21 protein-coding genes are annotated in these 25,656 nt (G+C 52.1%); 13 read left to right on the forward strand and 8 right to left on the reverse strand.

Going from position 1 to position 25,656, the window contains the following annotated elements:
• Positions 1-3: 3 nt before the first annotated feature.
• Positions 4-324 (reverse strand): PTS fructose-like transporter subunit IIB, encoded by a 321-nt coding sequence (locus tag DY231_RS22810; RefSeq protein ID WP_115631639.1) that lies wholly within the window; start codon positions 322-324, stop codon positions 4-6.
• Positions 325-344: 20 nt separating this feature from the next.
• Positions 345-1,427, reverse strand: a complete 1,083-nt coding sequence (locus DY231_RS22815) for a PTS fructose transporter subunit EIIC (protein ID WP_115631640.1) — start codon at positions 1,425-1,427, stop codon at positions 345-347.
• A 308-nt stretch (positions 1,428-1,735) separates the two neighbouring features.
• Here DY231_RS22815 and ptsP point away from each other — a divergent pair, with 308 nt between their 5' ends.
• The 3 genes from ptsP to gldA are packed head-to-tail and all read left to right on the forward strand — an operon-like array spanning position 1,736 to position 6,027.
• Positions 1,736-4,237 carry a phosphoenolpyruvate--protein phosphotransferase gene (gene ptsP, locus DY231_RS22820; RefSeq protein WP_115631641.1) on the forward strand — a complete coding sequence of 834 codons (2,502 nt, stop codon included), beginning with the start codon at positions 1,736-1,738 and terminating at the stop codon, positions 4,235-4,237.
• Positions 4,238-4,248: 11 nt separating this feature from the next.
• Positions 4,249-4,911, forward strand: a complete 663-nt coding sequence (gene fsa, locus DY231_RS22825; protein ID WP_115631642.1) for a fructose-6-phosphate aldolase — start codon at positions 4,249-4,251, stop codon at positions 4,909-4,911.
• A gap of 12 nt (positions 4,912-4,923) precedes the next feature.
• On the forward strand, positions 4,924-6,027 hold the full coding sequence (gldA, locus tag DY231_RS22830) for a bifunctional L-1,2-propanediol dehydrogenase/glycerol dehydrogenase (RefSeq protein ID WP_115631643.1): 1,104 nt from the start codon (positions 4,924-4,926) through the stop codon (positions 6,025-6,027).
• Between the two features lie 53 nt (positions 6,028-6,080).
• Here the strand turns inward: gldA and katG are convergent, their stop codons facing one another.
• The 4 genes from katG to metB all read right to left on the reverse strand — a co-directional run bounded on the left by katG (position 6,081) and on the right by metB (position 13,213).
• Positions 6,081-8,261, reverse strand: coding sequence for a catalase/peroxidase HPI (gene katG / locus DY231_RS22835; protein ID WP_115631644.1), 2,181 nt, complete (start codon positions 8,259-8,261; stop codon positions 6,081-6,083).
• 244 nt (positions 8,262-8,505) lie between these two features.
• Positions 8,506-9,396, reverse strand: coding sequence for a methylenetetrahydrofolate reductase (metF, locus tag DY231_RS22840; protein WP_034500064.1), 891 nt, complete (start codon positions 9,394-9,396; stop codon positions 8,506-8,508).
• A gap of 221 nt (positions 9,397-9,617) precedes the next feature.
• The gene (locus DY231_RS22845; RefSeq protein WP_115631645.1) at positions 9,618-12,050 is read right to left on the reverse strand and encodes a bifunctional aspartate kinase/homoserine dehydrogenase II; all 2,433 of its coding nucleotides are present in this window, start codon (positions 12,048-12,050) and stop codon (positions 9,618-9,620) included.
• Between the two features lie 2 nt (positions 12,051-12,052).
• Complete coding sequence (metB, locus tag DY231_RS22850) at positions 12,053-13,213, reverse strand: cystathionine gamma-synthase (RefSeq protein ID WP_034500061.1); 1,161 nt, start codon at positions 13,211-13,213, stop codon at positions 12,053-12,055.
• A 262-nt stretch (positions 13,214-13,475) separates the two neighbouring features.
• On the opposite strand from metB, the gene metJ reads away from it, so the two are divergent.
• Positions 13,476-13,793, forward strand: a complete 318-nt coding sequence (gene metJ, locus DY231_RS22855; RefSeq protein ID WP_034461414.1) for a met regulon transcriptional regulator MetJ — start codon at positions 13,476-13,478, stop codon at positions 13,791-13,793.
• 66 nt (positions 13,794-13,859) lie between these two features.
• On the opposite strand, the gene rpmE is transcribed toward metJ, so the two are convergent.
• A complete protein-coding gene (gene rpmE / locus DY231_RS22860) occupies positions 13,860-14,075 on the reverse strand; it encodes a 50S ribosomal protein L31 (protein ID WP_034500060.1) in 216 nt (71 codons plus the stop codon).
• Between the two features lie 208 nt (positions 14,076-14,283).
• On the opposite strand from rpmE, the gene priA reads away from it, so the two are divergent.
• The 7 genes from priA (at position 14,284) to rraA (ending at position 22,313) form a co-directional block, all read left to right on the forward strand.
• The gene (gene priA, locus DY231_RS22865) at positions 14,284-16,479 is read left to right on the forward strand and encodes a primosomal protein N' (RefSeq protein WP_115631646.1); all 2,196 of its coding nucleotides are present in this window, start codon (positions 14,284-14,286) and stop codon (positions 16,477-16,479) included.
• Positions 16,480-16,644: 165 nt separating this feature from the next.
• Positions 16,645-17,679, forward strand: coding sequence for a DNA-binding transcriptional regulator CytR (cytR, locus tag DY231_RS22875; protein WP_115631648.1), 1,035 nt, complete (start codon positions 16,645-16,647; stop codon positions 17,677-17,679).
• Positions 17,680-17,768: 89 nt separating this feature from the next.
• Complete coding sequence (ftsN, locus tag DY231_RS22880) at positions 17,769-18,764, forward strand: cell division protein FtsN (RefSeq protein WP_115631649.1); 996 nt, start codon at positions 17,769-17,771, stop codon at positions 18,762-18,764.
• A 90-nt stretch (positions 18,765-18,854) separates the two neighbouring features.
• A complete protein-coding gene (gene hslV / locus DY231_RS22885) occupies positions 18,855-19,385 on the forward strand; it encodes an ATP-dependent protease subunit HslV (RefSeq protein WP_034461419.1) in 531 nt (176 codons plus the stop codon).
• Positions 19,386-19,394: 9 nt separating this feature from the next.
• Complete coding sequence (gene hslU / locus DY231_RS22890) at positions 19,395-20,729, forward strand: ATP-dependent protease ATPase subunit HslU (protein WP_115631650.1); 1,335 nt, start codon at positions 19,395-19,397, stop codon at positions 20,727-20,729.
• 76 nt (positions 20,730-20,805) lie between these two features.
• Positions 20,806-21,735, forward strand: a complete 930-nt coding sequence (gene menA / locus DY231_RS22895; protein ID WP_115631651.1) for a 1,4-dihydroxy-2-naphthoate polyprenyltransferase — start codon at positions 20,806-20,808, stop codon at positions 21,733-21,735.
• Positions 21,736-21,827: 92 nt separating this feature from the next.
• On the forward strand, positions 21,828-22,313 hold the full coding sequence (gene rraA / locus DY231_RS22900) for a ribonuclease E activity regulator RraA (protein ID WP_034500052.1): 486 nt from the start codon (positions 21,828-21,830) through the stop codon (positions 22,311-22,313).
• 58 nt (positions 22,314-22,371) lie between these two features.
• On the opposite strand, the gene zapB is transcribed toward rraA, so the two are convergent.
• Entirely contained in the window at positions 22,372-22,611 is a 240-nt protein-coding gene (zapB, locus tag DY231_RS22905) for a septal ring assembly protein ZapB (protein ID WP_034461423.1), read from the reverse strand.
• A gap of 570 nt (positions 22,612-23,181) precedes the next feature.
• Between zapB and DY231_RS22915 the strand changes: the two genes are divergently transcribed.
• Complete coding sequence (locus DY231_RS22915; RefSeq protein WP_115631653.1) at positions 23,182-24,033, forward strand: MIP/aquaporin family protein; 852 nt, start codon at positions 23,182-23,184, stop codon at positions 24,031-24,033.
• 21 nt (positions 24,034-24,054) lie between these two features.
• The gene (glpK, locus tag DY231_RS22920; protein WP_115631654.1) at positions 24,055-25,569 is read left to right on the forward strand and encodes a glycerol kinase GlpK; all 1,515 of its coding nucleotides are present in this window, start codon (positions 24,055-24,057) and stop codon (positions 25,567-25,569) included.
• The last annotated feature ends 87 nt before the right edge of the window (positions 25,570-25,656 follow it).

Here is a 25,656-nt window from a genome sequence, read left to right on the forward strand (position 1 = left end):
GGCTCAGGCGGTTTGTGCCAGATGGGCTTCAATCTTGCTCATGATGGCGTCGGCACGTTTCACTGCATCACTGATATTGACGCGCACAATCGTTTTACCGGAAAAGCGCTCTTCCATTTTGATGCCGATATCCTTGGTCAGAATCACCATATCCGCACTGGCGATATCCTCAGCGGTGAGTTCATTTTCAAGACCGATTGAGCCTTGAGTTTCCACTTTCACTTCCCAACCTTTTGCCTTGGCGGCACCTTCAAGTGCTTCAGCAGCCATGTAAGTATGAGCAACACCTGATGGGCAAGCAGTAACAGCAATAATCTTCGTCATGGTTAATTCCTTTTTATCAATCAGTTAATTTCGAAATCCAGGTCCAGATCGTCTTCAGCCTTCGCGGACGTATCAGTCTGCTTTTTACGGGCATAAGTTTTCAAAAGATTCACGCAGACTGCGGTGACGATGGCCCCCACCAACAACGCAAGAACAAAACCAAACTTACCTTCAACAACCGGCAGCACAATTAATCCGCCCCAGCCTGCATAACATTGCGCTCCCATGAGTGCGGCAGTGGTTGCCCCACATGCAGACCCGAGCATAATGGAAGGGATAACACGTAATGGATCGGCAGCCGCAAACGGAATCGCTCCTTCAGTCACACCCACACACCCCATGACCAAAGCCGCCTTGCCTGCCTCACGCTCTTCACTACTAAAGTTCTTGCGGTTCATCAGCGTTGCGAGGCCTAGCCCTAATGGCGGAACAGCGATTCCCACAGCAGCAATAGCCACCACGCTATACACGCCTTGTGCGACGCAAATCAGCATAAAGGCGTAAGCCACTTTGTTAACCGGACCACCCATATCAAAGGCCAGCATCAGCCCCATGATCACCGCCAGAACCACAATGCTGCCTTGCTGCATTCCTTGCAGCCAATGAGTCAGATTACCGGTCAGCGCACCGACAGGTTCTCCTAAACCCCACATCATGATGCCCGCAGTAATAAAGGTGCCGACAATAGGAATGACAAAAATGGGCATCACCGAGCGCAGTATTTTTGGCACCGGGATTTTCTTGATATAGAAGACAACAATGCCACCGATGATCCCGGCGATGATTGCGCCAAAGAACCCGGCCCCAAAACTGTTCCCCACCCAGGCACCTATTGCACAAGGGGCGAGCGCAGAACGCTCTGCAATTGAATAGCCGATGTAGGCCGCGAGGAACGGAACCATTAGCGTTAAACCTGCAACGCCTATATCAAACAGTTTTTTCAGATTGGGGTCGCTCAGAGCATCCGGTACAGCACCTTTGCCATACAGCATGACGGAAACAGCCAGCAAAATGCCGCCTGCCACCACGAAGGGAATCATATGCGACACACCGGTCATTAAATGCTGTCGCGTGTTTTTGAGGATCTGGACCAACTCTTTCATAAAGCACTCCCGGCCTTAGCGGCATATGTCCAAAATATTGGGGACACAATAGGCAATCTGGGCAGTGACAGACAGTGGATAAAAACGTCATTTACTGGATTTTTGTAATACGAAAATAGAAATGCGATCCGCCTCAAAACTTAACATTACGGGTTTCATTACTTGCTTAATCAGGTTTTGTGAGGCATCTCGCAAATACTCGCACACAATACATTTATCCAGTTTTTGACAGTTTTGTCTCATGGCGACTCACGGCAAAGGCCACTTATTCTGTAGCCATTGTTTTGAGTTGGTTCAGGAGAACTTCTATGGCACTGGTTATTCATTTCCGCTGTGATTTACCAAACGGAGTACATGCTCGCCCCGCCAGTCTTGTTGAAACACTATGCAATCAGTTTTCCTCAACGATTGAATGGCATAACTTGCGCACCGATCGTCATGGTGATGCAAAAAGTGCATTGTCACTTATCGGTACAGGGACATTAAAAGGGGACGACTGCCAAATTCGGGTTGCTGGTAACGATGAAGATCATGCTTTCGCCATGCTTTCCACCTTCATACAAGATGAGTTTCCTCACTGTGACGCCCCACTACCGGAAGTACAAAACAGCGAAATTGCCCCTGTTCCAGAATCTCTCTCACGCCTGAATCCCTCCTTCTTCCGTGCAAATCCGGTGTGTGCCGGAAGTGCCAGCGGAATACTCATTCCGCTCGCTTCACTCGATTTGAACAAACTAGGGGATTTGCCTGCGGCACGAAGCATTGACGTGGAACAAGCGGCACTTAAGAGCGGGCTTGAGCAACTACTAAGAGCTATTAATCTCCGTCAACTCGCCAGCGACGGTACGGCTAGCGCTATTCTTGAAGCACATCGATCCCTTGCGAGTGACATTTCATTACGCACGCAGCTTCTGGAACAGATACATGCAGGTGCAAGTTGCGCGGCAGCAATAGTGAAAACAGCAGCATACTTCTGCGCTCAGTTTTCTCAGTCAGAAAGTGTGTACCTGCAAGAGCGTGTACTTGATGTCCGGGATGTCTGCTTCCAGCTGTTACAGCATATCTATGGTGAAACGCGCTTCCCAACGCCCGGCAAATTACAGCAGGAAGCCATCTGTGTAGCAGATGAAATTACACCCAGTCAGTTTCTGGAATTGGATAAGACCTTACTCAAAGGGCTTGTGCTGCGCAGCGGCGGAACGACCTCCCACACGGTAATTCTGGCTCGCTCATTTAATATCCCAACACTTGTGGGAATGGATACAGATGCACTGCGCCCGTGGTTGCAACAAACGGTACAAATCGACGGCGATCTTGGCCTCATCGTCGTCAATCTTACCGATTCGGTAAAACGCTATTACCAACAAGAAGCCAGGGTGCAGCAAGTTCTGCGCAATCAGCAAAAAGAATGGCTCAACCAGTTGGGGCGCACCGCGGATGGTCTTCGTCTGGAAGTGGCCGCCAACATTGCTCATTGTGTTGAATCGGCTCCGGCGTTTAATAACGGTGCAGAAGCTGTTGGTCTGTTCCGCACTGAAATGCTGTATATGGACCGCGTGCATGCTCCTTCAGAAGATGAACTTTACAATATCTACTGCCAGGCGCTGGAAGGGGCAAATGGGCGCAGCATTATTGTACGCACAATAGATATCGGCGGTGATAAGCCAGTGGAGTATTTGAATATTCCCGCGGAGAACAACCCGTTCCTTGGCTACCGTGCCGTGCGCATTTATCAAGAATACCTGTCGCTTTTCCATAGCCAGTTACGCTCCATTTTGCGCGCATCGGCACACGGATCATTAAAAATCATGATCCCCATGATCTCCTCAATGGAAGAGATCTTGTGGGTAAAAGATCAACTCGCGGAAGTAAAACAGTCGCTACGCAGTGAACACATCCCATTTGATGAAAAAATCCCGCTCGGCATCATGCTTGAAGTGCCTTCGGTGATGTTCATCATCGACCAGTGCTGTGAAGAGATTGATTTCTTTAGCATTGGCAGCAATGACCTGACGCAATATCTACTGGCGGTTGACCGTGACAATGCAAAAGTCACGCGTCATTACAACAGCCTGAATCCAGCATTCTTGCGCGCACTGGATTACGCAGTACAGGCGGTTCATCGCCAGGGGAAATGGATTGGGCTTTGTGGTGAGCTGGGTGCGAAAGGCTCAGTTTTACCGTTGCTGGTGGGCTTAGGGCTGGATGAAATCAGCATGAGCGCCCCTTCAATTCCGGCCACGAAAGCACGCCTGGCACAGCTTGACAGCAAAGCCTGCCGCCAGTTGCTTAACCAGGCGATGGCCTGCCGTACCTCCCTTGAGGTCGAACATCTGCTAGCCCAGTTCCGCATGACTCAGCAAGATGCCCCCCTGATCACCCCGCAATGCATCTCGCTGACTAACGACTGGCGCAGCAAAGAAGAGGTGATTAAAGGCATGACCGACAACCTGCTGATTGCCGGGCGCTGCCGCTATCCACGCAAACTAGAAGCAGACCTGTGGGCGCGGGAAGCCGTGTTCTCAACGGGCTTAGGTTTTAGCTTCGCGATACCACACAGCAAATCTGAACATATCGAACAATCAACAATTAGCGTGGCACGGCTTCCGGCCCCAGTGAAATGGGGTGATGACGAAGCCCAGTTCATCATTATGCTGACGCTCAATAAACACGCCGCAGGCGATCAGCATATGCGTATTTTCTCCCGCCTGGCACGCCGCATCATGCATGAAGAGTTTCGTCATGCACTGGTTCACGCCGCTACGCAAGAGGCTATCGCCAGCCTGCTACAACACGAATTAGAACTCTAAGAGGACGAACTATGGAACTGTATCTGGATACCGCAAACGTAGCAGAAGTCGAACGTCTGGCACGAGTCTTCCCGATAGCGGGTGTCACCACGAACCCGAGCATTATTGCCGCCAGTAAAGAACCCATCTGGGATGTCCTGCCACGACTACAAAAGGCCATTGGTGCAGGCGGCATTCTGTTTGCCCAGACCATGAGCCGTGATGCTCAGGGCATGGTGAACGAAGCCAAACGTCTGCGCTCTGCTGTTCCGGGTATCGTGGTGAAAATCCCTGTCACTTCAGAGGGGCTAGCTGCAATTAAGCTATTGAAAAAGGAAGGTATTACCACGCTGGGAACGGCCGTGTACAGTGCGTCGCAAGGTCTGCTGGCGGCACTGGCGGGAGCGAAATACGTCGCGCCGTATGTTAACCGCGTTGATGCGCAGGGAGGCGATGGCATTCGCATGGTTCAGGAATTACAAACCCTACTGAATCTTCACGCCCCCGAAAGCAAAGTGCTGGCAGCCAGTTTCAAAACGCCACGCCAGGCGCTGGATTGCTTACTGGCAGGCTGCGAAGCAATCACCCTTCCGTTAGATGTAGCGCAACAAATGCTCAATACCCCTGCGGTAGAGTCAGCTATAGCTCAGTTTGAGCAAGACTGGGCTAACGCATTTGGTCATATCAACTTGTGAGGAAAATAGAGTATGGATCGCATTATTCAATCACCAGGTAAATACATCCAGGGCGCTAATGTCATCACGCGTATTGGAGAATATCTCAAACCGCTGGCTGAACGTTGGCTGGTCGTTGGAGACAAATTTGTCTTAGGATTTGCCGAATCTACGCTGGAAAAAAGCTTTAAAGATGCCGGGTTGATACTGGAAATAGCCCCATTTGGCGGCGAATGTTCGCAAAATGAAATCGACCGTTTGCGTGGCGTTGCGCAAAAAGCACAGTGTGGCGCGGTACTCGGGATCGGGGGTGGTAAGACTCTCGACACCGCCAAAGCTTTGGCTCACTTTATGGGCGTGCCGGTTGCCATTGCACCGACCATTGCCTCGACCGATGCACCTTGCAGCGCACTTTCCGTTATCTATACCGATACCGGTGAGTTTGACCGTTATCTGATGCTACCAAACAACCCTAATATGGTGATTGTTGATACCCAAATCGTGGCGAATGCACCCGCGCGAATGCTGGCAGCCGGGATTGGTGATGCAATGGCAACCTGGTTTGAAGCGCGAGCCTGCTCACGCAGCGGCGCAACCACAATGGCCGGCGGCAAGTGCACTCAGGCAGCATTAGCGCTCGCTGAACTTTGCTATAACACGCTGCTCGAAGAAGGTGAAAAAGCGATGCTTGCTGCCGAGTTGCACGTCGTGACCCCGGCTCTTGAGCGCGTAATAGAAGCCAATACTTACCTGAGCGGCGTCGGCTTTGAAAGTGGCGGCCTGGCAGCGGCTCACGCGGTGCATAACGGCCTGACAGCCATTCCAGATGCGCATCATTACTATCATGGTGAAAAAGTCGCTTTCGGAACGCTGACACAGCTAGTGCTTGAGAATGCCTCGGTGGAAGAGATAGAAACTGTCGCAGCACTCTGCCACTCCGTTGGTCTGCCAATAACGCTGGCACAACTGGATATCAAGCAGGATGTTGAGGCAAAAATGCGCCGTGTTGCGCAGGCATCTTGTGCAGAAGGTGAAACCATTCATAACATGCCAGGCGGGGCGACTCCGGATCAGGTGTATGCCGCTCTACGGGTTGCTGACCAATATGGGCAACGTTTCCTGCAAGAATGGGAATAAGGCCATAAAAAAATCCCCGCTCACAAGCGGGGATTCTCACTTCAGATAGCGGCTTACTTCAGGTCAAAGCGATCCAGATTCATCACTTTTACCCACGCGGCAACGAAGTCCTTCACAAACTTCTCTTTCGCATCACCGCTGGCATAAACTTCCGCCAGTGCGCGCAGAACAGAGTTTGAGCCAAAGACCAGATCCGCGCGGCTCGCCAGATGTTTCACTTCACCCGTTTGACGGCAACGCCCTTCGAACAGTTCAGAAGAGTCATCGGTGGCTTTCCATTCGGTGCCCATATCCAGCAGATTGACAAAGAAATCGTTGCTGAGAACACCTACACGATCGGTGAACTCGCCCTGCTTGCCGCCGTCGAAATTCGCGCCCAGCCCACGCAGGCCGCCGACCAGAACGGTGAGTTCCGGGGCAGTCAGCGTCAGTTGCTGCGCTTTATCAATCAGCAGAGATTCCGTTGTTGTCGCATCCACACGAGCACGGTAGTTACGGAACCCATCTGCCGCTGGCTCAAGCAGGTTGAACATCTCGACATCGGTTTGCTCCTGGCTGGCATCCACACGTCCAGGAATAAACGGAACACGCACGCTGACACCCGCAGCTTCCGCCGCTTGTTCAACGCCGACCACGCCCGCCAGCACAATGATATCGGCCAGCGAAGCTTTGCCAGCCTCTTTCTGAATCGCTTCCAGCGTTGGCAGAATGCGAGCCGCGACGGCATTCACATCCCAACTCCGCTGTGGAGCCAGCGCCAGGCGTGCACCATTGGCACCACCACGTTTATCACCACCACGGAATGTGGATGCTGATGCCCAGGCTACCGACACGAGTTCACCGACAGACAAACCGGAATGTGAGATAGCTGCTTTCAGGTGATCGATATCTGCCGGAGTCGGGCTAAATACTGCTTTTGGCAGCGGGTCTTGCCAAATTAGCTCTTCTTTTGGCACTTCCGGTCCGATGTAACGTGCAATCGGCCCCATATCACGGTGGGTCAGTTTGAACCATGCTCGGGCAAAAGCTTCGTTGAAAGCTTGCGGATCGTTAAGGAAACGACGTGAGATCTTCTCAAATTCAGAGTCAAAACGCAGCGTCAGGTCAGTCACCAGCATGGTCGGCTTGCGTTTTTTCGATGGATCAAAGGGATCAGGAATAATTTCAGGTGCATCAACGGCTTCAAACTGAATGGCACCCGCAGGGCTGCGCGTTTGCACCCATTCGAATTTAAACAGGTTCTCGAAGAAGTAGTTGCTCCACTGCATTGGGGTTTGTGACCAGACAACTTCCAGGCCAGAAGTAATCGCATCCGCACCTGCACCACTCCCGTAGCTGCTGGTCCAACCCAGGCCTTGAGATTCAATCGGAGCTGCTTCCGGATCGACGCCCACATGGGTCGCTTCTGCCGCGCCGTGGGTTTTGCCTAGGGTATGACCACCAGCGATGAGCGCAACCGTCTCTTCGTCATTCATTCCCATATTGCCGAAAGTGGCACGAATAGCGGCGGCCGCAGAGAGCGGTTCACCGCTGGCGTTTGGCCCTTCAGGGTTAACGTAAATCAGCCCCATTTCGGTCGCTGCTAATGGGCGTTTTGCGAGAGCTTCTGGGTCACGATGTTCCAGCCAGGCTTTTTCATTACCCCAGTTCACGTCAAGATCAGGTTCCCAGACATCTTCACGCCCGGCGCCAAAACCAAAGGTACGGAAGCCGGAGTTTTCCAGCGCCACGTTACCTGCCAGCACATAAAGGTCGGCCCAGGAGATTTTCTGGCCATATTTCTTTTTGATAGGCCACAGCAGGCGACGAGCTTTATCAAGGCTGACGTTGTCCGGCCAGGAGTTCAGCGGGGCAAAGCGCTGCTGCCCACGACCGGCACCGCCGCGTCCGTCTACCGCGCGATAAGTACCCGCGCCATGCCAGGCCATACGAATAAACAGCCCGGCGTAGCTACCCCAGTCAGCAGGCCACCAGGGTTGAGAATCGGTTAATAATGCTTTGAGGTCGCCTTTCAGCGCAGAATAATCAAGCTTGCTGAATTCTTTGCGGTAATCAAAATCTTCGCCAAGAGGGTTTGAACGGTTGGAGTGCTGATTAAGGAGGTCTACGCGGAGTTGTTTTGGCCACCAGTCACGAGTGCTTGTTCCTGCTCCCGCGCTTTCATCATTTCCGCTCTGATGAAACGGGCACTTCCCTGCGGACAACGTATTATGATCGTTTTCGTTTGTGCTCATCTTCCTGCTCCCTTCGTTATTTTAATACCAGGATATACGGCTCTGCAGATAAGTTATAGATGAAAAAAACTACAGATTTGATAGATATTTCCTGTTAGCTAATGAGCAACATAGCAAAACTGATTCGAAGAAACGTCGACAGCAACATAAACTTTCAAAACTTAACATTAGAAATGAAAGGGGTATTGGGAGGGGGAATGGATATACAGCGGAAAGTCATGGCCCTTGCGGGCCATTGTCTGAATTATACTGCCGGGCGAACACCCAGGGTGTGGCAAATTGCGTAGCTCATTTCTGCACGGTTAAGCGTGTAGAAATGGAAGTCTTTCACGCCTTCACGGCTGAGGATTTTCACCATATCCATCGCAATATTGGCACCGACCATTTTGCGCGTTTCCGCGTCGTTATCCAGCCCTTCAAACATTTGCGCCATCCAGTGCGGGACACGCACGTTGGTCATGGTGGCGAATTTATGAGCCTGCTTGTAGTTACTCACCGGCAAAATGCCTGGCACGATTTCGACGTCGATACCCGCCGCTGCGCAACGGTCACGGAAACGCAGATAGCTTTCCACATCGAAGAAAAACTGAGTAATTGCGCGGTTTGCACCAGCGTCAATCTTACGCTTCAGGTTGATCAAATCAGCCTGCGCGCTTTTCGCTTCCGGGTGAACTTCAGGGTAAGCGGCGACGGAGATATCAAAATCACCGACATCTTTGAGCAATGTGACCAGATCTGATGCGTACATATCCGGCTTGCCGCCGCCTGGTGGTAAATCGCCGCGTAGAGCGACGATGTGACGAATGCCGTTATTCCAGTAATCCTGCGCAATAGTACGTAATTCTTCGCGGGTGGCATCGATACACGTCAAATGCGGGGCAGCTTCCAGGCCCGTGCGGTCTTTAATGCCTTTGATAATGCTATGGGTGCGGTCGCGTTCGCCAGAGTTTGCACCGTAAGTGACGGAGACAAATTTCGGTTTCAGGCTGCTGAGGCGGTCAATAGAGCTCCACAGGGTTTGTTCCATTTCACTGGTGCGCGGCGGGAAAAACTCAAAGGAAACGTTAATTTGCCCGGCAACTTCGGCCAGACTCTGATTCAGTGCTTCCCGCTGGTTGGCGTGAAAAAAGCTCATACCCTTACCTCATCAATCGCATTTTATTATGTGGTGTTGTGTTTTACTACATCCAGACGTTTAGACGTCCAGATAGCAAGATGAAGGAAAAGCATGACGCCGTCAACAGATAATTCAACACAAGAAATGAGGAATTCTCAATCAAGTTGAAATTTATTCACGATGGCCGTGAATAATTAAAAAAGGCCAGCAAAAGCTGGCCTCGATTTTTTTCGAAATCGTTACAACAACTGTGCCAGACGGTTGAGATCCGACTGGATAGCACCCGCAGTAACATCACGCCCGGCACCCGGCCCGCGAATCACCAGTGGGTTATCGCGATACCAGCGGCTTTCGATGGCAAACACGTTATCGCACGGCAGCAGTGAGGCCAAAGGATGCTCAGGGCGTACCGCTTCCACACCAACACGCGCTTTACCGTTAGCGTCGAAACGCGCCACATAGCGCAGAACCAGCCCCATTTCCTGAGCGGCTTCAAAGCGCTGAAGCATTTGCTCATTGATCTCATCACCATTTTCAAAGAAATGGTCGATGGAACCCGTTTCACTTCCGCTTGTAACCAGCGACTCAACACGCACCTGATCGGGTTCGATGTCATAACCCGCTTCACGAGCCAGAATCACCAGCTTGCGCATCACATCTTTCCCGGAGAGATCGACGCGAGGATCGGGTTCAGTCAGCCCTTGCTGCCAGGCCTGGTCAACTAAATCGGTAAATGGAACAGTGCCGTCGAATTGCAGGAACAGCCAGGAAAGCGTACCTGAGAAAATACCGCTGATAGCCAGAATAGAATCGCCGCTTTCACGTAAGTCACGCACGGTATGGTTCACCGGCAAGCCCGCGCCTACGGTTGCGTTGTAAAGCCAGTGGCGGCCCGTTTTGGTAAACGCGTTGCGAATTTCACGGTATTTCTGACCAGTACTGGCACCCGCGACTTTATTGGCGCTGATAACATGGAAACCATGGCTGGCGAAATCAAGATATTGGTCAGCCAGCTGTTCGCTCGCCGTCACATCCAACACCACTAAATCATCATATGGGTGCGCACGCATCCACTGGAATAATGACTCTTCATCTTGCTCTACGGCTTCATCATTGAAGAAAGCGAGCGCACGGCTGGCGTCCAGACCTTCGTAATTCAGCAAGCTGCGGCGGCTATCAACCACACCCGACAGAACAAATTCAAAACCAGTGCGAGCTGAAAGGGTTTCTTGTTCGCGAGAGAAGAGTTCTAACCAGCGCGAGCCGATATTACCCTTCCCAAACAGGACCAGACCAATACGTTTTTCAGCGCGGAACAGAGATTTATGCAGGCCTTTGATGAGGTTTTCGGTTGGGCCAACACGCAACACCGCCACCAGGCTGATACCATCTTCTGACTGCCAGATAAACTCGACAGGCTGATCTTTCAGTTGCTGCCAGAAGCGGTGGCTGTGCAGTGGATTACGACAAACGCCCGCGCCTACCATTGCGACCAGCGCCAGACCTTCTCTCAGACGTAATTCGCCTGGAAGATTAGCATCCTGAAGGGTTTGCAGCACGCTGCCAGCCACTTCTGAGGTATAGCAAAGCTGGAGCAGATTGCGGTCGGGATGAACACCAATCGACAATGGGCGAATCTGAGCGCGCTTTAACAGCGTATCCAGTTCTTTGTGCGCCAGTTTAAAATCTTGCTGCGGAGCAACTTCAAGTTCAATCAGACAGACATCGTCGTGGCTGGTCACGATACGTGCGCCAGTGCCGGAAGCCAGCACGCGCTCGATGCGTGTGGAGCCTTGCTCTGGTGAATAGCTACAACGCAATTGTAGATCGATGTCGCTACCTGAAACGGGCTGCAATGTACGGGCGTGCAGCACAGGAGCGGCAAGACGCGCCAGTTCACTGGCTTCGTCCAGGCGTAGCAATGGGAGCAAACAAGCATCTTTGACTTTACGAGGGTCGGCACTGTAAACCCCGGCAACGTCACTCCAGATGGTCACGCGGGAAACCCCAGCCAGAGCACCAATCTGCGTTGCAGAATAGTCAGAACCGTTACGACCCAGCAGCACGGTTTCACCCGCATCGTTACGGCAGATAAAGCCGGTAACCACGAGGCGTTTATGTGGATGCTGCGCCATCAATTCTTGCAGCAGCGGCCAGGATAAACCTTCATTAACTTGAGGTTGCGCCGAACGCTCAGCGCGCATAAATTCACGCGCATCAAGCCAGGCCGCTGGATGGCCTAATTGATTCAACACCGCAGACATCAGGCGTGCAGACCAAATTTCACCATGACCCACGACTTCGGCATACACCGCGTCAGTCATTTTGCCGTCAAGCAAACCCGCCAGACGCTCAAGATCGTGAATAAACTGGCCAATCAGAGTATCTGCAACATCAGCTGCCACCAGGCCGCTAATCAGATCGCTTTGGTAACGACGTAGCGCCTGCTGAACCTGATGAGCAGAAAGACGATCGCTTTGGCTCAATTTTAGCCAGTTAATCAACTGGTTAGTTGTGCTACCGGCGGCAGAAACCACCATCATGTCGCCAGGTTTAGAATACTCGGCCATGATCCCCGCAACGCGCAGGTAACACTTCACATCTGCCAGACTACTGCCACCAAATTTATGCAGTTGACGACCCGACGCCCCTGTTGGTGCTGAAACACTCATGCTTACCCCTCGGCTGCAACCCGGAAGGCATTTTCCAGGTCAGCAATTAAATCTTCGCTATCTTCAATGCCAGTAGAAATACGCAACAAGGTTTCTGAAATCCCCGCTGCCGCACGCGCTTCTGGAGCCATGCCCGCATGGGTCATCGTCGCCGCGTGTGAAATCAAACTTTCTACTCCACCCAGCGATTCCGCTAACGTGAAGAGAGTCAGGCTACTCAGGAAACGACGCAATGTTTGCTCGTCGCCATTAAATTCAAAACTCAGCATCGCGCCAAAACCTTTTTGCTGACGAGCCGCAATTTCATGGCCCTGGTTTTCAGGCAGCGAAGGATGATACAGCTTTTTCACCAGCGGTTGCGTTTGCAGGAAATCAACAATCGCCTGGGCATTGCGTTGTGCCACTTCCATACGAGGTGAGAGTGTACGCAGGCCACGCAGCAGCAGGTAGCTATCGAAAGCGCTGCCGGTTACACCAATGTTGTTTGCCCACCAGGCAAGCTCAGTCACGGTTTCAGCGTCTTTCGCAATCACAACACCTGCGACCACATCTGAGTGACCGTTCAGGTATTTAGTACAAGAATGCAGAACCAAATCTGCACCCAGGGCCAGCGGATTTTGCAGAGCCGGGCTCAGGAAAGTGTTATCCACCACGCTGATTGCCCCAGCTTCACGCGCTGCGGCGCAGATTTTCGCAATATCTACCACGCGTAACAAGGGATTACTTGGGCTTTCGACCAGCACCAGCTTCGGTTTTTCGGCCAGAGCTGCATTTAATGCAGCCTCATCACCTTGATCCACAAACAAAACGCGATATGCGCCACGTTTTGCCAGACTATCAAACAGGCGATAGCTGCCACCGTAGCAGTCATGCGGAGCCACCAGCAGGTCGCCAGGTTTCAGGAAAACGGTCGTGACCAGATGGATGGCTGACATGCCGGTATTCGTCAGCACCGCGCCCGCTCCGCCTTCCAGTTCTGCCAGCGCGCGCTGTACGACATCACGCGTAGGATTCCCACGGCGCGAATAGTCATGCGCACGCGGTTCGTTAAATCCGGTGAAATTATAAGTGCTGGAGAGGTGGATCGGTGGGACAACGCAGCCGTATTGCTCGTCATCGTTCAAACCGCTACGTACTGCGATAGTTGCCTGTTTGCGCGTCATGGCTCTCGAATCCTTGCTGGTCGAATAAAGGTCAGGCACCAGAGTAAACACTGCTGAGTTAGACGTCAATACATCTGGACATCTAAACTTCTTTGCGTATAGATTGAGCAAACGCGAAATAGCCGTTAAAATTATATGCTTTAGGGTGATAGCGCCGCAGACCGCGGATCAATAAACGCTTACACTACGACCAGATAATCGCTTTTGCCGCGCATGTGACCGGTGGAGGCCTAAATACATTGATAAGAGGATTAAGTATCTCATGGCTGAATGGAGCGGCGAATATATCAGCCCTTACGCTGAGCACGGGAAGAAGAGTGAGCAAGTAAAGAAAATTACGGTTTCCATTCCTCTGAAGGTGTTAAAAATCCTCACCGATGAGCGTACCCGTCGCCAGGTGAATAACCTGCGTCACGCAACAAACAGTGAGTTGCTGTGCGAAGCATTCCTGCACGCGTTTACCGGCCAACCGTTGCCAAACGATGCAGACCTGCGCAAAGAGCGTAGCGATGAAATTCCTGAAGCGGCGAAAGTGATTATGCGCGAATTGGGGATTGATCCAGAGACCTGGGAATATTGATAATTCGCAGGATCGACAGATACAAAAAAGGCGCCGTTAGGCGCCTTTTTCTTACCGTGCAGCGAATTACTTCTTCGCGCCTGGAACGCTGAAACGCTTGTTGAAGCGGTCAACGCGGCCACCGGTAGCAACATCACGCTGCTTGCCAGTGTAGAACGGGTGGCATTCGCCACATACGTCCAGGTTCAGATCATGACCCACGGTAGAGCGAATCTTGATAGAATTACCGCAAGAACAGTTTGCAGTAATTTCTGCGTAGTTCGGGTGAATATTCTTTTTCATGGAAAACCTCTGTATAAGGCCGCGCCGCTCTTCCAGCCCTAACGCCAGACACCGCGCGAAGTTGATAAATTAGGTTTTTTGACACCAAAAACTGCGCATCAAAGGCGGCGAATCATACAGAACCCCGCGAGTGGATGCAAACTGATCCGCATTTTCTGGAACACACAGTGTACACTATCTCGTCATTTTTACCATTTCGGAAGAATTAATGCCTGTCGCCCACGTCGCTTTACCGGTTCCTCTCGCCCGTACTTTTGACTACTTCATTCCTGCAGGAATGCAGGTGGCGTCAGGCTGTCGCGTTATGGTGCCATTTGGTAAACGCCAGGCTGTCGGGATCGTTGTTTCTGTTAGCGAGCACAGCGAACTGCCCCTCAACGAGCTAAAGCCTGTTGCTGAGGTTCTGGATGGCGCTTCGTTGTTTCCGGATTCGCTCTGGCGCGTACTGCTATGGGCGGCCGAGTATTACCACCATCCGCTTGGCGACGTGCTCTTCCATGCATTACCGGGTTTGCTGCGCCAGGGGAAACCCGCCCACCACGCGCCGTTGTGGTACTGGTTCGCCACTGAAGAAGGCAAAGCCGTAGATCTTAACAGCCTGAAACGTGCGCCTAAGCAGCAGCAAGCTCTGGCGGCGGTACGGCAAAACATCATCTGGCGTCATCAGGTTAGCGAGCTGGAAATCAGCGAGACCGGGCTACAAGCGCTGCGAGCCAAAGGTTTATGCGACCTGAAAAGTGCTGCGCCGTCGGCCGCAGACTGGCGCGATAGCTATTCGGTAGAGGGTGAGCGTTTACGGCTCAACACCGAGCAGGCCACCGCCATCGGCGCCATTCATAGCTCCGCCGACCATTTTGCCGTCTGGTTGCTGGCAGGCATTACCGGCTCAGGCAAAACCGAAGTTTATCTCAGCGTGCTGGAAAACGTGCTGGCGCAGGGTAAGCAAGCCCTGGTTCTGGTGCCAGAAATTGGTTTAACGCCGCAAACTATCGCCCGTTTTCGCGAGCGTTTTAACGCGCCGGTCGAAGTTTTGCACTCCGGGCTTAACGATAGCGAACGCCTCGCGGTATGGCTGAAAGCACGCAGCGGTGAAGCGGCGATTGTGATTGGCACGCGTTCCTCACTGTTCACCCCGTTTTGCCGTCTCGGCGTGATTGTTATCGATGAAGAACACGATAGCTCTTATAAACAGCAAGAAGGCTGGCGCTATCACGCACGTGATTTAGCCGTGTATCGCGCTCACGCAGAAGACATTCCGATTATTCTTGGCTCGGCAACACCCGCGCTGGAAACCCTGCATAACGTTCAGGTCGGAAAATATCGTCAGTTGCAGCTGACAAAACGCGCCGGGAATGCACGCCCGGCCACGCAGCAGGTGGTGGATCTAAAAGGTCAGCCGCTAAAATCAGGGCTTGCGCCCGCACTCATCAAAAAAATTGGCCAGCACCTGAAAGCCGATAATCAGGTGATTTTGTTCCTGAACCGCCGAGGATTTGCCCCGGCGTTGCTGTGCCATGAATGCGGCTGGATAGCAGAGTGCCCACGCTGCGATCACTATTACACCTACCATCAGGGCCAGCGCCATTTGCGCTGCCACCATTGTGACAGCCAAAGAGCGATTCCCCAGCAATGCCCACAGTGTGGTTCCACCAACCTGGTTCCGGTGGGTATGGGGACGGAGCAGCTTGAGCACAGCCTTGAGCCTGAATTTCCGGGCGTACCGATTTCACGCATCGACCGCGATACCACCAGCCGCAAAGGCGCGCTTGAGCAACAGCTGGCAGAAGTCCACCGTGGTGGCGCACGCATTTTGATTGGCACGCAAATGCTGGCGAAAGGCCATCACTTCCCGGATGTGACACTGGTTGCGTTGTTGGATGTCGACGGCGCGCTGTTTTCAGCTGACTTCCGGGCAGCGGAACGTTTTGCGCAGCTGTATATTCAGGTATCAGGCCGTGCCGGGCGAGCCGGTAAGCAAGGTGAAGTTCTGCTGCAAACTCACCATCCGGAGCATCCTTTATTACAAACGTTGCTCACAAAAGGTTACGACGATTTCGCAAGCCAGGCGCTTACGGAACGCAAAACAGTCTTCTTGCCGCCATTTACCAGCCACATCATGTTCCGCGCGGAAGATCAGAATAACCATCAGGCTCCGCTCTTTTTGCAGCAGTTACGGAACCTGCTGGAATCCAGCCCGCTAAGAGATGATCAGTTGTGGATAATGGGGCCAGTGCCGTGTTTACAGCCTAAACGCGGCGGGCGTTTTCGCTGGCAAATTCTCCTGCAACATCCTTCCCGCGCTCGCTTGCAGCGTCTCGTTAGCCATTCATTGAAACTGGTCAATACGTTACCGGAATCACGTAAAGTGAAGTGGATGCTGGATGTTGACCCGACAGACGGCTAGCACAAAGCCCTGTGGATATGCGAAGCAGATCGAAAAATTCAACAACCATCACACTTTTAATGAAATAACTGTAACTAACCGGCATCAATTTCTGCTAAGAATGTGGACATGGTCAGACACCAGGGACGTTGTCAGCACCTGTAAAGTGCGCGCGAGGAGAAGAAGTTGAAGCCGAAGAATCAGGTTGCCAATGCAACCATGAAAGATGTTGCTGTGCAGGCGAAAGTCTCAACGGCAACAGTGTCCAGGGCGCTAATGAACCCGGACAAAGTATCGCAAAGCACTCGTAATCGTGTGGAACAAGCGGCAATTGCCGTTGGCTATTTACCCCATTCCCTGGGGCGAAATTTAAAGCGTAATGAGTCTCGCACCATTCTGGTTATTGTCCCGGATATTTGTGATCCCTTCTTTAGCGAAATTATTCGCGGAATTGAAGTGACCGCAGCCGAGCAAGGCTACCTGGTGTTGATTGGCGATTGCGCTCATCAAAATCAGCAGGAAAAAACCTTCATCAACCTGATCATCACTAAGCAGATTGATGGCATGTTGCTGCTCGGTTCACGGTTGCCCTTTGATGCCAGCATTGAAGAACAACGCAATTTACCGCCAATGGTAATGGCGAACGAATTTGCTCCCGAACTCGAGCTACCAACGGTTCATATTGATAACCTGACCGCTGCGTTCAACGCTGTTTATTATTTGCAGCAGCTCGGCCATCAGAAAATAGCCTGTATCGCTGGCCCGGAAGAAATGCCACTTTGCCATTATCGCTTACAGGGATACGTGCAGGCATTACGCCGTACGGGAGCAGTGGTCGATCCGCATTATATTGCGCGCGGTAACTTTACTTACGAAGCCGGTGCCGCAGCTTTGGCGCAACTCCTGGCGCTGCCTAATCCGCCGACCGCTGTTTTCTGTCATAGCGACGTCATGGCGCTGGGCGCGTTGTCTCAAGCCAAACGTAGCGGCTTGCGCGTGCCAGAAGATTTATCAATCATGGGCTTTGATGACATTGCACTTTCACAGTTCTGTGACCCACCGCTGACTACCGTCGCCCAACCCCGTTTCGATATCGGGCGGGAGGCTATGCTACTGCTTTTGGATCAGCTAAACGGTCACGCCGTGAGTAGTGGTTCGCGTTTACTGGATTGCGAGCTGATTGAACGAGGCTCTACCAGCGCACCTGGCAATAGAAAATGACCCGCTTTAGGACACTGGATTCTGGTCAAAGGGATGCCCATTAAGTAACATGGCGGGCTGATAAACGAAAAAAATATAGCGAATCAATAGTGGCACAACGAGATTATGTACGCCGCGGGCAATCGGCAGGTACGCGGCGTAAGAAAAGTAACACCCGTAGCAAGCAACGCAGCATGCCATCCGTTTCGCCGACGATGGTCGCTATCGCGGCAGCCGTTCTGGTGACCTTTATTGGTGCCCTGTACTTCATTACTCATCACAAAAAAGATGAAAGCGAAGCCCTGCCTGGACATAAAGTCACAGGTAACGGTCTGCCGCCGAAACCCGAAGAACGCTGGCGTTATATCAAAGAACTGGAAAACCGTCAGACGGGTGTGCGCGCCCCTACCGAGCCTTCTGCCGGTGGTGAAGTGCAAAATAAAGATCAGCTCACCAGTGAACAGCGTCAGTTGCTGGAGCAAATGCAGGCGGATATGCGCCAGCAACCGACTCAGCTTAATGAAGTCCCCTGGAACGAACAGACACCAGAGCAGCGTCAGAACACACTTCAGCGCCAGAAAGTGATTCAGCAGCAGCAACAGTTCACTGCTCAACAAGTTGCGCCGCAGACACGTACGGTACAGCCACAGTCTCAACCTGCCGCGCAACAGCCACGTACTGTTCAGCAGCAGTCGCGCACCACAACAACGGCACAACAGCCGTACCAGGATTTGTTGCAAACGCCGCCACATAACACTCAGCAGCGTGCAGCACAGCCGGTGACACAACCGCGTGAATCCGCGCAGCCGAAGGCGGCTCCGATTACCCGTGAGGAAGTAGCGAAACAAGCTCCGGCAGCTCAGGAGAAGCCAAAGGATGAGAAACGCTGGATGGTTCAGTGCGGCTCGTTTAAAGGCAGCGAGCAGGCGGAAACCGTTCGTGCGCAGCTTGCGTTTGAAGGCTTTGATTCCCGGATTACTACCAACAATGGTTGGAACCGCGTCGTCATCGGCCCAATCAAAGGCAAAGACAATGCTGATGGAACGATCAATCGTCTGAAGATGGCGGGTCACTCTAACTGTATTCGTCTTGGCACTGGGGGTTGAAACCCCCAAAATCCCCCCCATCTATAATTGCATTCAGCCCCGATAAAATGTCGGGGTACTTATTTAGCTGATGCAATAAGGGGTCTGCTCGTGACAACAATAGTAAGTGTGCGCCGCAACGGCCATGTCGTAATCGGTGGTGATGGTCAGGCCACGCTCGGCAATACTGTAATGAAAGGCAACGTCAAAAAAGTGCGTCGTTTGTATAACGACAAAGTGATTGCCGGCTTTGCTGGCGGCACCGCGGATGCCTTCACCCTATTCGAACTGTTTGAACGCAAGCTTGAAATGCACCAGGGCCACCTGGTGAAAGCCGCGGTTGAACTGGCAAAAGACTGGCGTACCGATCGTATGCTGCGCAAACTAGAAGCTCTGCTTGCGGTCGCTGACGAAAACGCCTCTCTTATCATCACCGGTAATGGTGATGTTATCCAACCAGAAGATGACCTGATTGCTATTGGTTCAGGCGGCCCTTATGCCCAGGCAGCAGCGCGTGCGCTTCTTGAAAATACTGAACTCGGTGCTCGTGACATCGTAGAGAAATCGCTGGGGATCGCCGGTGATATCTGTATCTACACCAACCATTTCCATACTATTGAAGAATTAGCGTCTAAGGCGTAAGGAATCCCCATGTCTGAAATGACCCCACGCGAAATTGTCAGCGAACTGAACAAACACATCATTGGCCAGGACAATGCCAAGCGTTCCGTGGCGATTGCGCTGCGTAACCGCTGGCGCCGTATGCAGCTTGATGAAGAGCTGCGTCATGAAGTTACGCCAAAAAACATTCTAATGATCGGCCCAACGGGTGTGGGTAAAACCGAAATCGCTCGTCGTCTGGCAAAACTGGCCAATGCGCCGTTCATTAAAGTTGAAGCGACTAAATTCACCGAAGTTGGCTATGTGGGTAAAGAAGTGGATTCTATCATCCGCGATCTGACCGATTCCGCGATGAAAATGGTGCGTCTGCAATCCATCGAGAAAAACCGCTATCGCGCCGAAGAAATGGCCGAAGAACGTATTCTCGACGTATTGATCCCACCCGCTAAAAACAACTGGGGTCAAAACGAAACTGCACCGGAGCCTTCTACGGCTCGCCAGTCTTTCCGTAAAAAATTGCGTGAAGGCCAACTGGACGATAAAGAAATTGAAATCGATCTGGCTGCGGCACCGATGGGCGTTGAAATCATGGCTCCTCCTGGCATGGAAGAAATGACCAGCCAGTTGCAGTCCATGTTCCAGAACCTCGGCGGTCAGAAGCAAAAACCTCGCAAGCTGAAAATCAAAGACGCGATGAAACTTCTGATTGAAGAAGAAGCCGCGAAACTGGTGAATCCAGAAGAGCTTAAGCAAGACGCGATTGATGCCGTTGAGCAACACGGTATCGTGTTTATCGATGAGATCGACAAAATCTGTAAGCGCGGTGGCAACAGCTCCGGCCCGGATGTGTCTCGTGAAGGCGTGCAGCGTGATTTGCTGCCGCTGGTTGAAGGCTGCACCGTTTCGACTAAACACGGCATGGTCAAAACTGACCACATTCTGTTTATCGCATCCGGCGCATTCCAGGTAGCAAGCCCGTCTGATTTGATTCCAGAATTGCAGGGTCGTCTGCCAATTCGTGTGGAATTACAAGCGCTGACCGTAGAAGATTTCGAGCGTATTCTGACTGAGCCAAACGCGTCGATCACTGTGCAGTACAAGGCGCTGTTGGGCACAGAGGGCGTAAATATCGACTTCACCGAAGATGGTATTCGTCGTATTGCTCAAGCCGCGTGGCAAGTGAACGAATCGACTGAAAACATCGGTGCGCGTCGTCTGCACACTGTGCTGGAACGTCTGGTCGAAGATATCTCTTATGATGCCAGCGAGATGAACGGCCAATCCATCCTGATCGATGGCGAATATGTCAGTAAACATCTGGATGAGTTAGTAGCAGATGAAGACTTGAGCCGTTTTATCCTATAATCCCGCTCAACGTATTTTCTTCATTTGAAATGGAGGGCTTATGCCCTCCATTTTTTTATATCTAACAGAGAGAACTATGAGCGAATCGCACTCTGTAAGCACCACTCAGGCCTGGCTTGAAAGCCTGCGCCCACGCACGTTACCTCTGGCATTTGCCTCTATCGTTTGTGGCTCGGCGTTGGCTTTCTGGCAAGGTGTGTTTAACCCTGCAATCGCATTGTTGGCATTGTTGACCGCGGGATTACTGCAAATCCTCTCAAATCTGGCGAATGATTACGGCGATGCGGTAAAAGGCAGCGACAAAGAAGACCGTATCGGGCCGTTGCGCGGGATGCAAAAAGGGGTGATTACTCAGGCGCAAATGAAAAAGGCGCTGATGATCACCGTGGTACTGATTTGTCTTTCTGGCCTGGCCCTGGTGGCCGTTGCCTGCCGTACGCTGGCAGATTTTCTCGGCTTCCTGGCATTAGGTTTGCTGGCAATCATCGCGGCCATCACCTACACCGTCGGCACGCGTCCGTATGGTTACATGGGGCTTGGTGATATTTCGGTGCTGGTGTTTTTCGGCTGGCTGAGCGTGGCAGGAACCTGGTATCTACAAGCGCACTCTCTCGCGCCTTTAGTCATTTTACCTGCAACCGCGTGTGGGTTATTAGCGACCGCCGTGCTTAACATCAATAATTTGCGCGATATCGACAGTGACCGGGAAAACGGTAAAAACACGCTGGCGGTGCGTCTGGGGCCAGTGCAGGCTCGTCGTTATCACGCCTGCCTGCTGATGGGCGCTCTGGCCTGCCTGGCCGTGTTTAATTTGGTGTGGCTACAAAGTCTGTGGGGTTGGCTGTTTGTGCTGGCAGCACCGTTGCTGATTAAGCAGACCCGGTTTGTGCTGCGCGAAAGGGATCCGCTCGCTATGCGTCCAATGCTCGAGCGCACGGTAAAAGCCGCGTTGCTGACTAACCTATTGTTTGCGATAGGAGTTGTGCTCAGTACGGTGTCGTTTTAGCTGACAAATATCAATTAACAATTGATGATTTTGCCAACAGTTAACATTAAGCGATATACTGACAACTCGTGCAGCAACAGAATCTTAATCCTATGAAATATGATACTTCCGAGCTTTGCGACATCTACCAGGAAGATGTCAACGTCGTTGAACCGCTGTTTTCCAATTTCGGTGGGCGGTCGTCCTTTGGCGGGCAAATCATCACGGTGAAATGTTTCGAGGACAACGGATTGTTGTATGATCTGCTCGAACAAAATGGCCGTGGTCGAGTGCTGGTGATTGATGGCGGTGGCTCAGTTCGCCGCGCGTTGATTGACGCAGAACTTGCCCGTCTGGCGACTCAAAACGAGTGGGAAGGCATTGTGGTATACGGTGCCGTGCGCCAGGTCGATGACCTGGAAGAACTGGATATTGGTATTCAGGCAATTGCCGCCATTCCTGTTGGCTCTGCGGGTGTTGGCGTTGGCGAAAGTGACGTGCGCGTTAACTTTGGCGGCGTGACATTCTTCTCCGGCGACCATCTGTATGCGGATAACACCGGCATCATCCTTTCCGAAGATCCCCTTGATATTGAATAACACAATCGAATAACAAAACGGGCGCCCTTAGGCGCCCGTTCTTTTTCTGGCTAAAGTCTTACACTTCTTCCATCTTACCCAGCAGGGCATGCAGACGATCCTGCCACACGTGCTGTTGCTCTTTCAGAGAATTGTTTTCACGTACTAATTCTTCATGATTGCTCTGAGATTGCTGAACTTGCTGAGACAGATTGTTGTTAGTCTCTTTCAGTTCTTCGATTTCCATTTGCAGCAGGGTAATGGTATCAATCGCCTGCTGTACTTTTGCTTCCAGTTTCTCAAACACTTCAAATGACATTTCGAACCTCTCCTGAATTGCAAGGCGTTGATGGATGTCTATACCCGTTAGCATTCGAGTTGCAGGTAGGCGGCCAGGGAGCTTATCCCGATGAGCTTACTTCAGTAAGTGATTCGGGTAAGTGAGCGCAGCCAACGCCCCTGCAGCTTGAAGGATGATGGGTATAAATCCCCCGTTCCGGATATTCCCCGAAGACACCTTATGAATATATGCGCACCACGCAGCGTGTCTCGATTGTAAGTAGCGTGAGTACCCGTGTCCAGCGAGTTCAAGCGCTCTTTGCGTAACATAACGTTTTTCGGCATATACCGAACGACGGCGCGGCTTAAAAACACTATTTGTTAATGCGCTGAAGATTAACGTGCGCGTTTGCGTTGTCTTTTTTGGGTGATAGTGCGCACATAATGACGCGAGATCGCTCATTTTTATGACGAGACACGCAAATTTTAGGTTCGATATTTCTCGTTTATGTTCGTTAACGATAAATTAACACTACGCCTACATGGCACCTGCGCGGCAGGGAATGCCCGAACAAACAATAATCATTAATTTTGCCTTCAGGACCCTATTATGAGTCAGACAGCTCCATCAACCTTGAAAGGTCAGTGCATCGCCGAGTTCATGGGTACAGCATTGTTGATTTTCTTTGGTGTCGGATGCGTTGCCGCCTTAAAAGTGGCAGGCGCAAGCTTCGGGCAATGGGAAATTAGTATCATCTGGGGGCTGGGGGTAGCGATGGCTATCTACCTGACCGCAGGGGTATCCGGTGCGCACCTCAATCCGGCAGTCACCATCGCATTGTGCCTGTTCGCCTGCTTCGATAAACGCAAAGTGGTTCCGTTTATTGTTTCACAAGTCGCAGGTGCGTTCTGCGCCGCAGCTTTGGTGTATGGCCTGTATTACAATTTATTCCTCGATTACGAACAGACGCATCATATGGTGCGCGGCAGCGTAGAAAGCCTGGATTTGGCCGGTATTTTCTCAACCTACCCTAATCCACACATCAATTTGATTCAGGCGTTTGCCGTAGAGATGGTGATTACCGCCATTTTGATGGGCGTTATCCTGGCTCTGACTGATGATGGCAACGGCATTCCACGTGGCCCATTAGCACCGTTGCTGATTGGCTTACTGATTGCGGTTATCGGCGCATCAATGGGACCGCTCACCGGCTTTGCGATGAACCCTGCGCGTGACTTCGGTCCGAAACTGTTTGCATGGCTCGCGGGCTGGGGCGACGTTGCGTTTACCGGCGGACGCGATATTCCTTACTTCCTGGTGCCAGTATTTGGCCCAATAGTAGGCGCAGCGCTTGGCGCGTTTGGCTACCGTAAGTTGATTGGCCACCATTTACCTTGCGATGTCTGTGTTGAAGATAAAGAGAAATCCAACACCTCCACGCAACAAAATGCTTCTTTGTAAGACTGACTTCAGGACAAGATTATGACTCACGAAAAAAAATATATCGTCGCACTTGATCAGGGTACCACCAGCTCCCGCGCCGTCGTCCTGGATCACGATGCCAACGTAGTCAGCGTTTCGCAGCGCGAATTCCAGCAAATCTACCCAAAAGCAGGATGGGTAGAACACGACCCAATGGAGATTTGGGCAACACAAAGTTCCACACTTGTCGAAGTGCTGGCGAAAGCTGACATCAACTCAGACCAAATTGCCGCCATTGGTATCACCAACCAACGTGAAACCGCGATTGTCTGGGAAAAAGAGACGGGCAAACCGATTTATAACGCCATCGTCTGGCAGTGCCGTCGCACCGCAGAAATCTGTGAACAGCTCAAACGCGACGGCCTGGAAGAGTACATCAAATCAGCAACCGGCCTGGTGGTTGACCCGTATTTCTCCGGCACCAAAGTGAAGTGGATTCTTGACCATGTGGAGGGTTCGCGTGAGCGTGCTCGCCGTGGCGAATTGCTATTTGGTACGGTCGATACCTGGCTTATCTGGAAAATGACTCAAGGGCGCGTGCACGTCACCGACTACACCAACGCCTCCCGTACCATGTTGTTTAACATCCACGATCTCACCTGGGATGACCGCATGCTCGAAGCGCTGGATATCCCACGCGAGATGCTGCCAGAAGTGCGTAAATCGTCAGAGGTTTATGGCCAGACGAACATCGGTGGTAAAGGCGGTACGCGTATTCCTATCGCCGGGATTGCTGGCGACCAGCAAGCCGCGCTGTTTGGTCAGTTGTGCGTCAAAGAAGGGATGGCGAAAAACACCTACGGCACCGGCTGCTTTATGCTGATGAACACCGGCACTCAGGCAGTTAAATCCACTCACGGTTTGTTGACCACTATCGCTTGCGGCCCACGCGGTGAAGTGAACTATGCGCTGGAAGGTGCCGTATTCATGGGTGGCGCTTCTATTCAGTGGCTGCGCGATGAAATGAAACTTATCAGCGACGCGACGGATTCTGAGTACTTCGCTACAAAAGTCAAAGACACCAACGGCGTATATGTGGTGCCAGCCTTTACCGGCCTCGGCGCACCTTACTGGGACCCATATGCTCGTGGTGCCATCTTCGGCCTGACGCGTGGCGTGAACGCCAACCACATTATCCGCGCCACGCTTGAGTCCATCGCTTATCAAACGCGCGACGTGCTGGAAGCGATGCAGGCTGACGCGGATATCCGTCTTCACGCCTTGCGCGTAGATGGCGGTGCGGTGGCGAACAACTTCCTGATGCAATTCCAGGCGGACATTTTAGGTACGCGTGTAGAACGCCCTGAAGTCCGCGAAGTCACAGCTTTAGGCGCGGCATATCTGGCGGGTCTGGCCGTTGGTTTCTGGCAGAATCTCGACGAAGTTAGCGAGAAAGCGGTTATCGAAAAAGAGTTCCGTCCAGGTATCGAAACCACCGAACGCAACTACCGTTACGCTGGCTGGAAAAAAGCCGTGAAACGCGCGCTGGCCTGGGAAGATCACGAAGAAAGTTAATTGCCCTCCCCCTAACCCTCTCCCTCAGGGAGAGGGGATCACCCTACCCCGCCTGTGCTAAACTCGGTCGCAATTGGGCTTCTTAAA

The organism is Buttiauxella agrestis, from assembly GCF_900446255.1.
Lineage (GTDB): Bacteria > Pseudomonadota > Gammaproteobacteria > Enterobacterales > Enterobacteriaceae > Buttiauxella > Buttiauxella agrestis.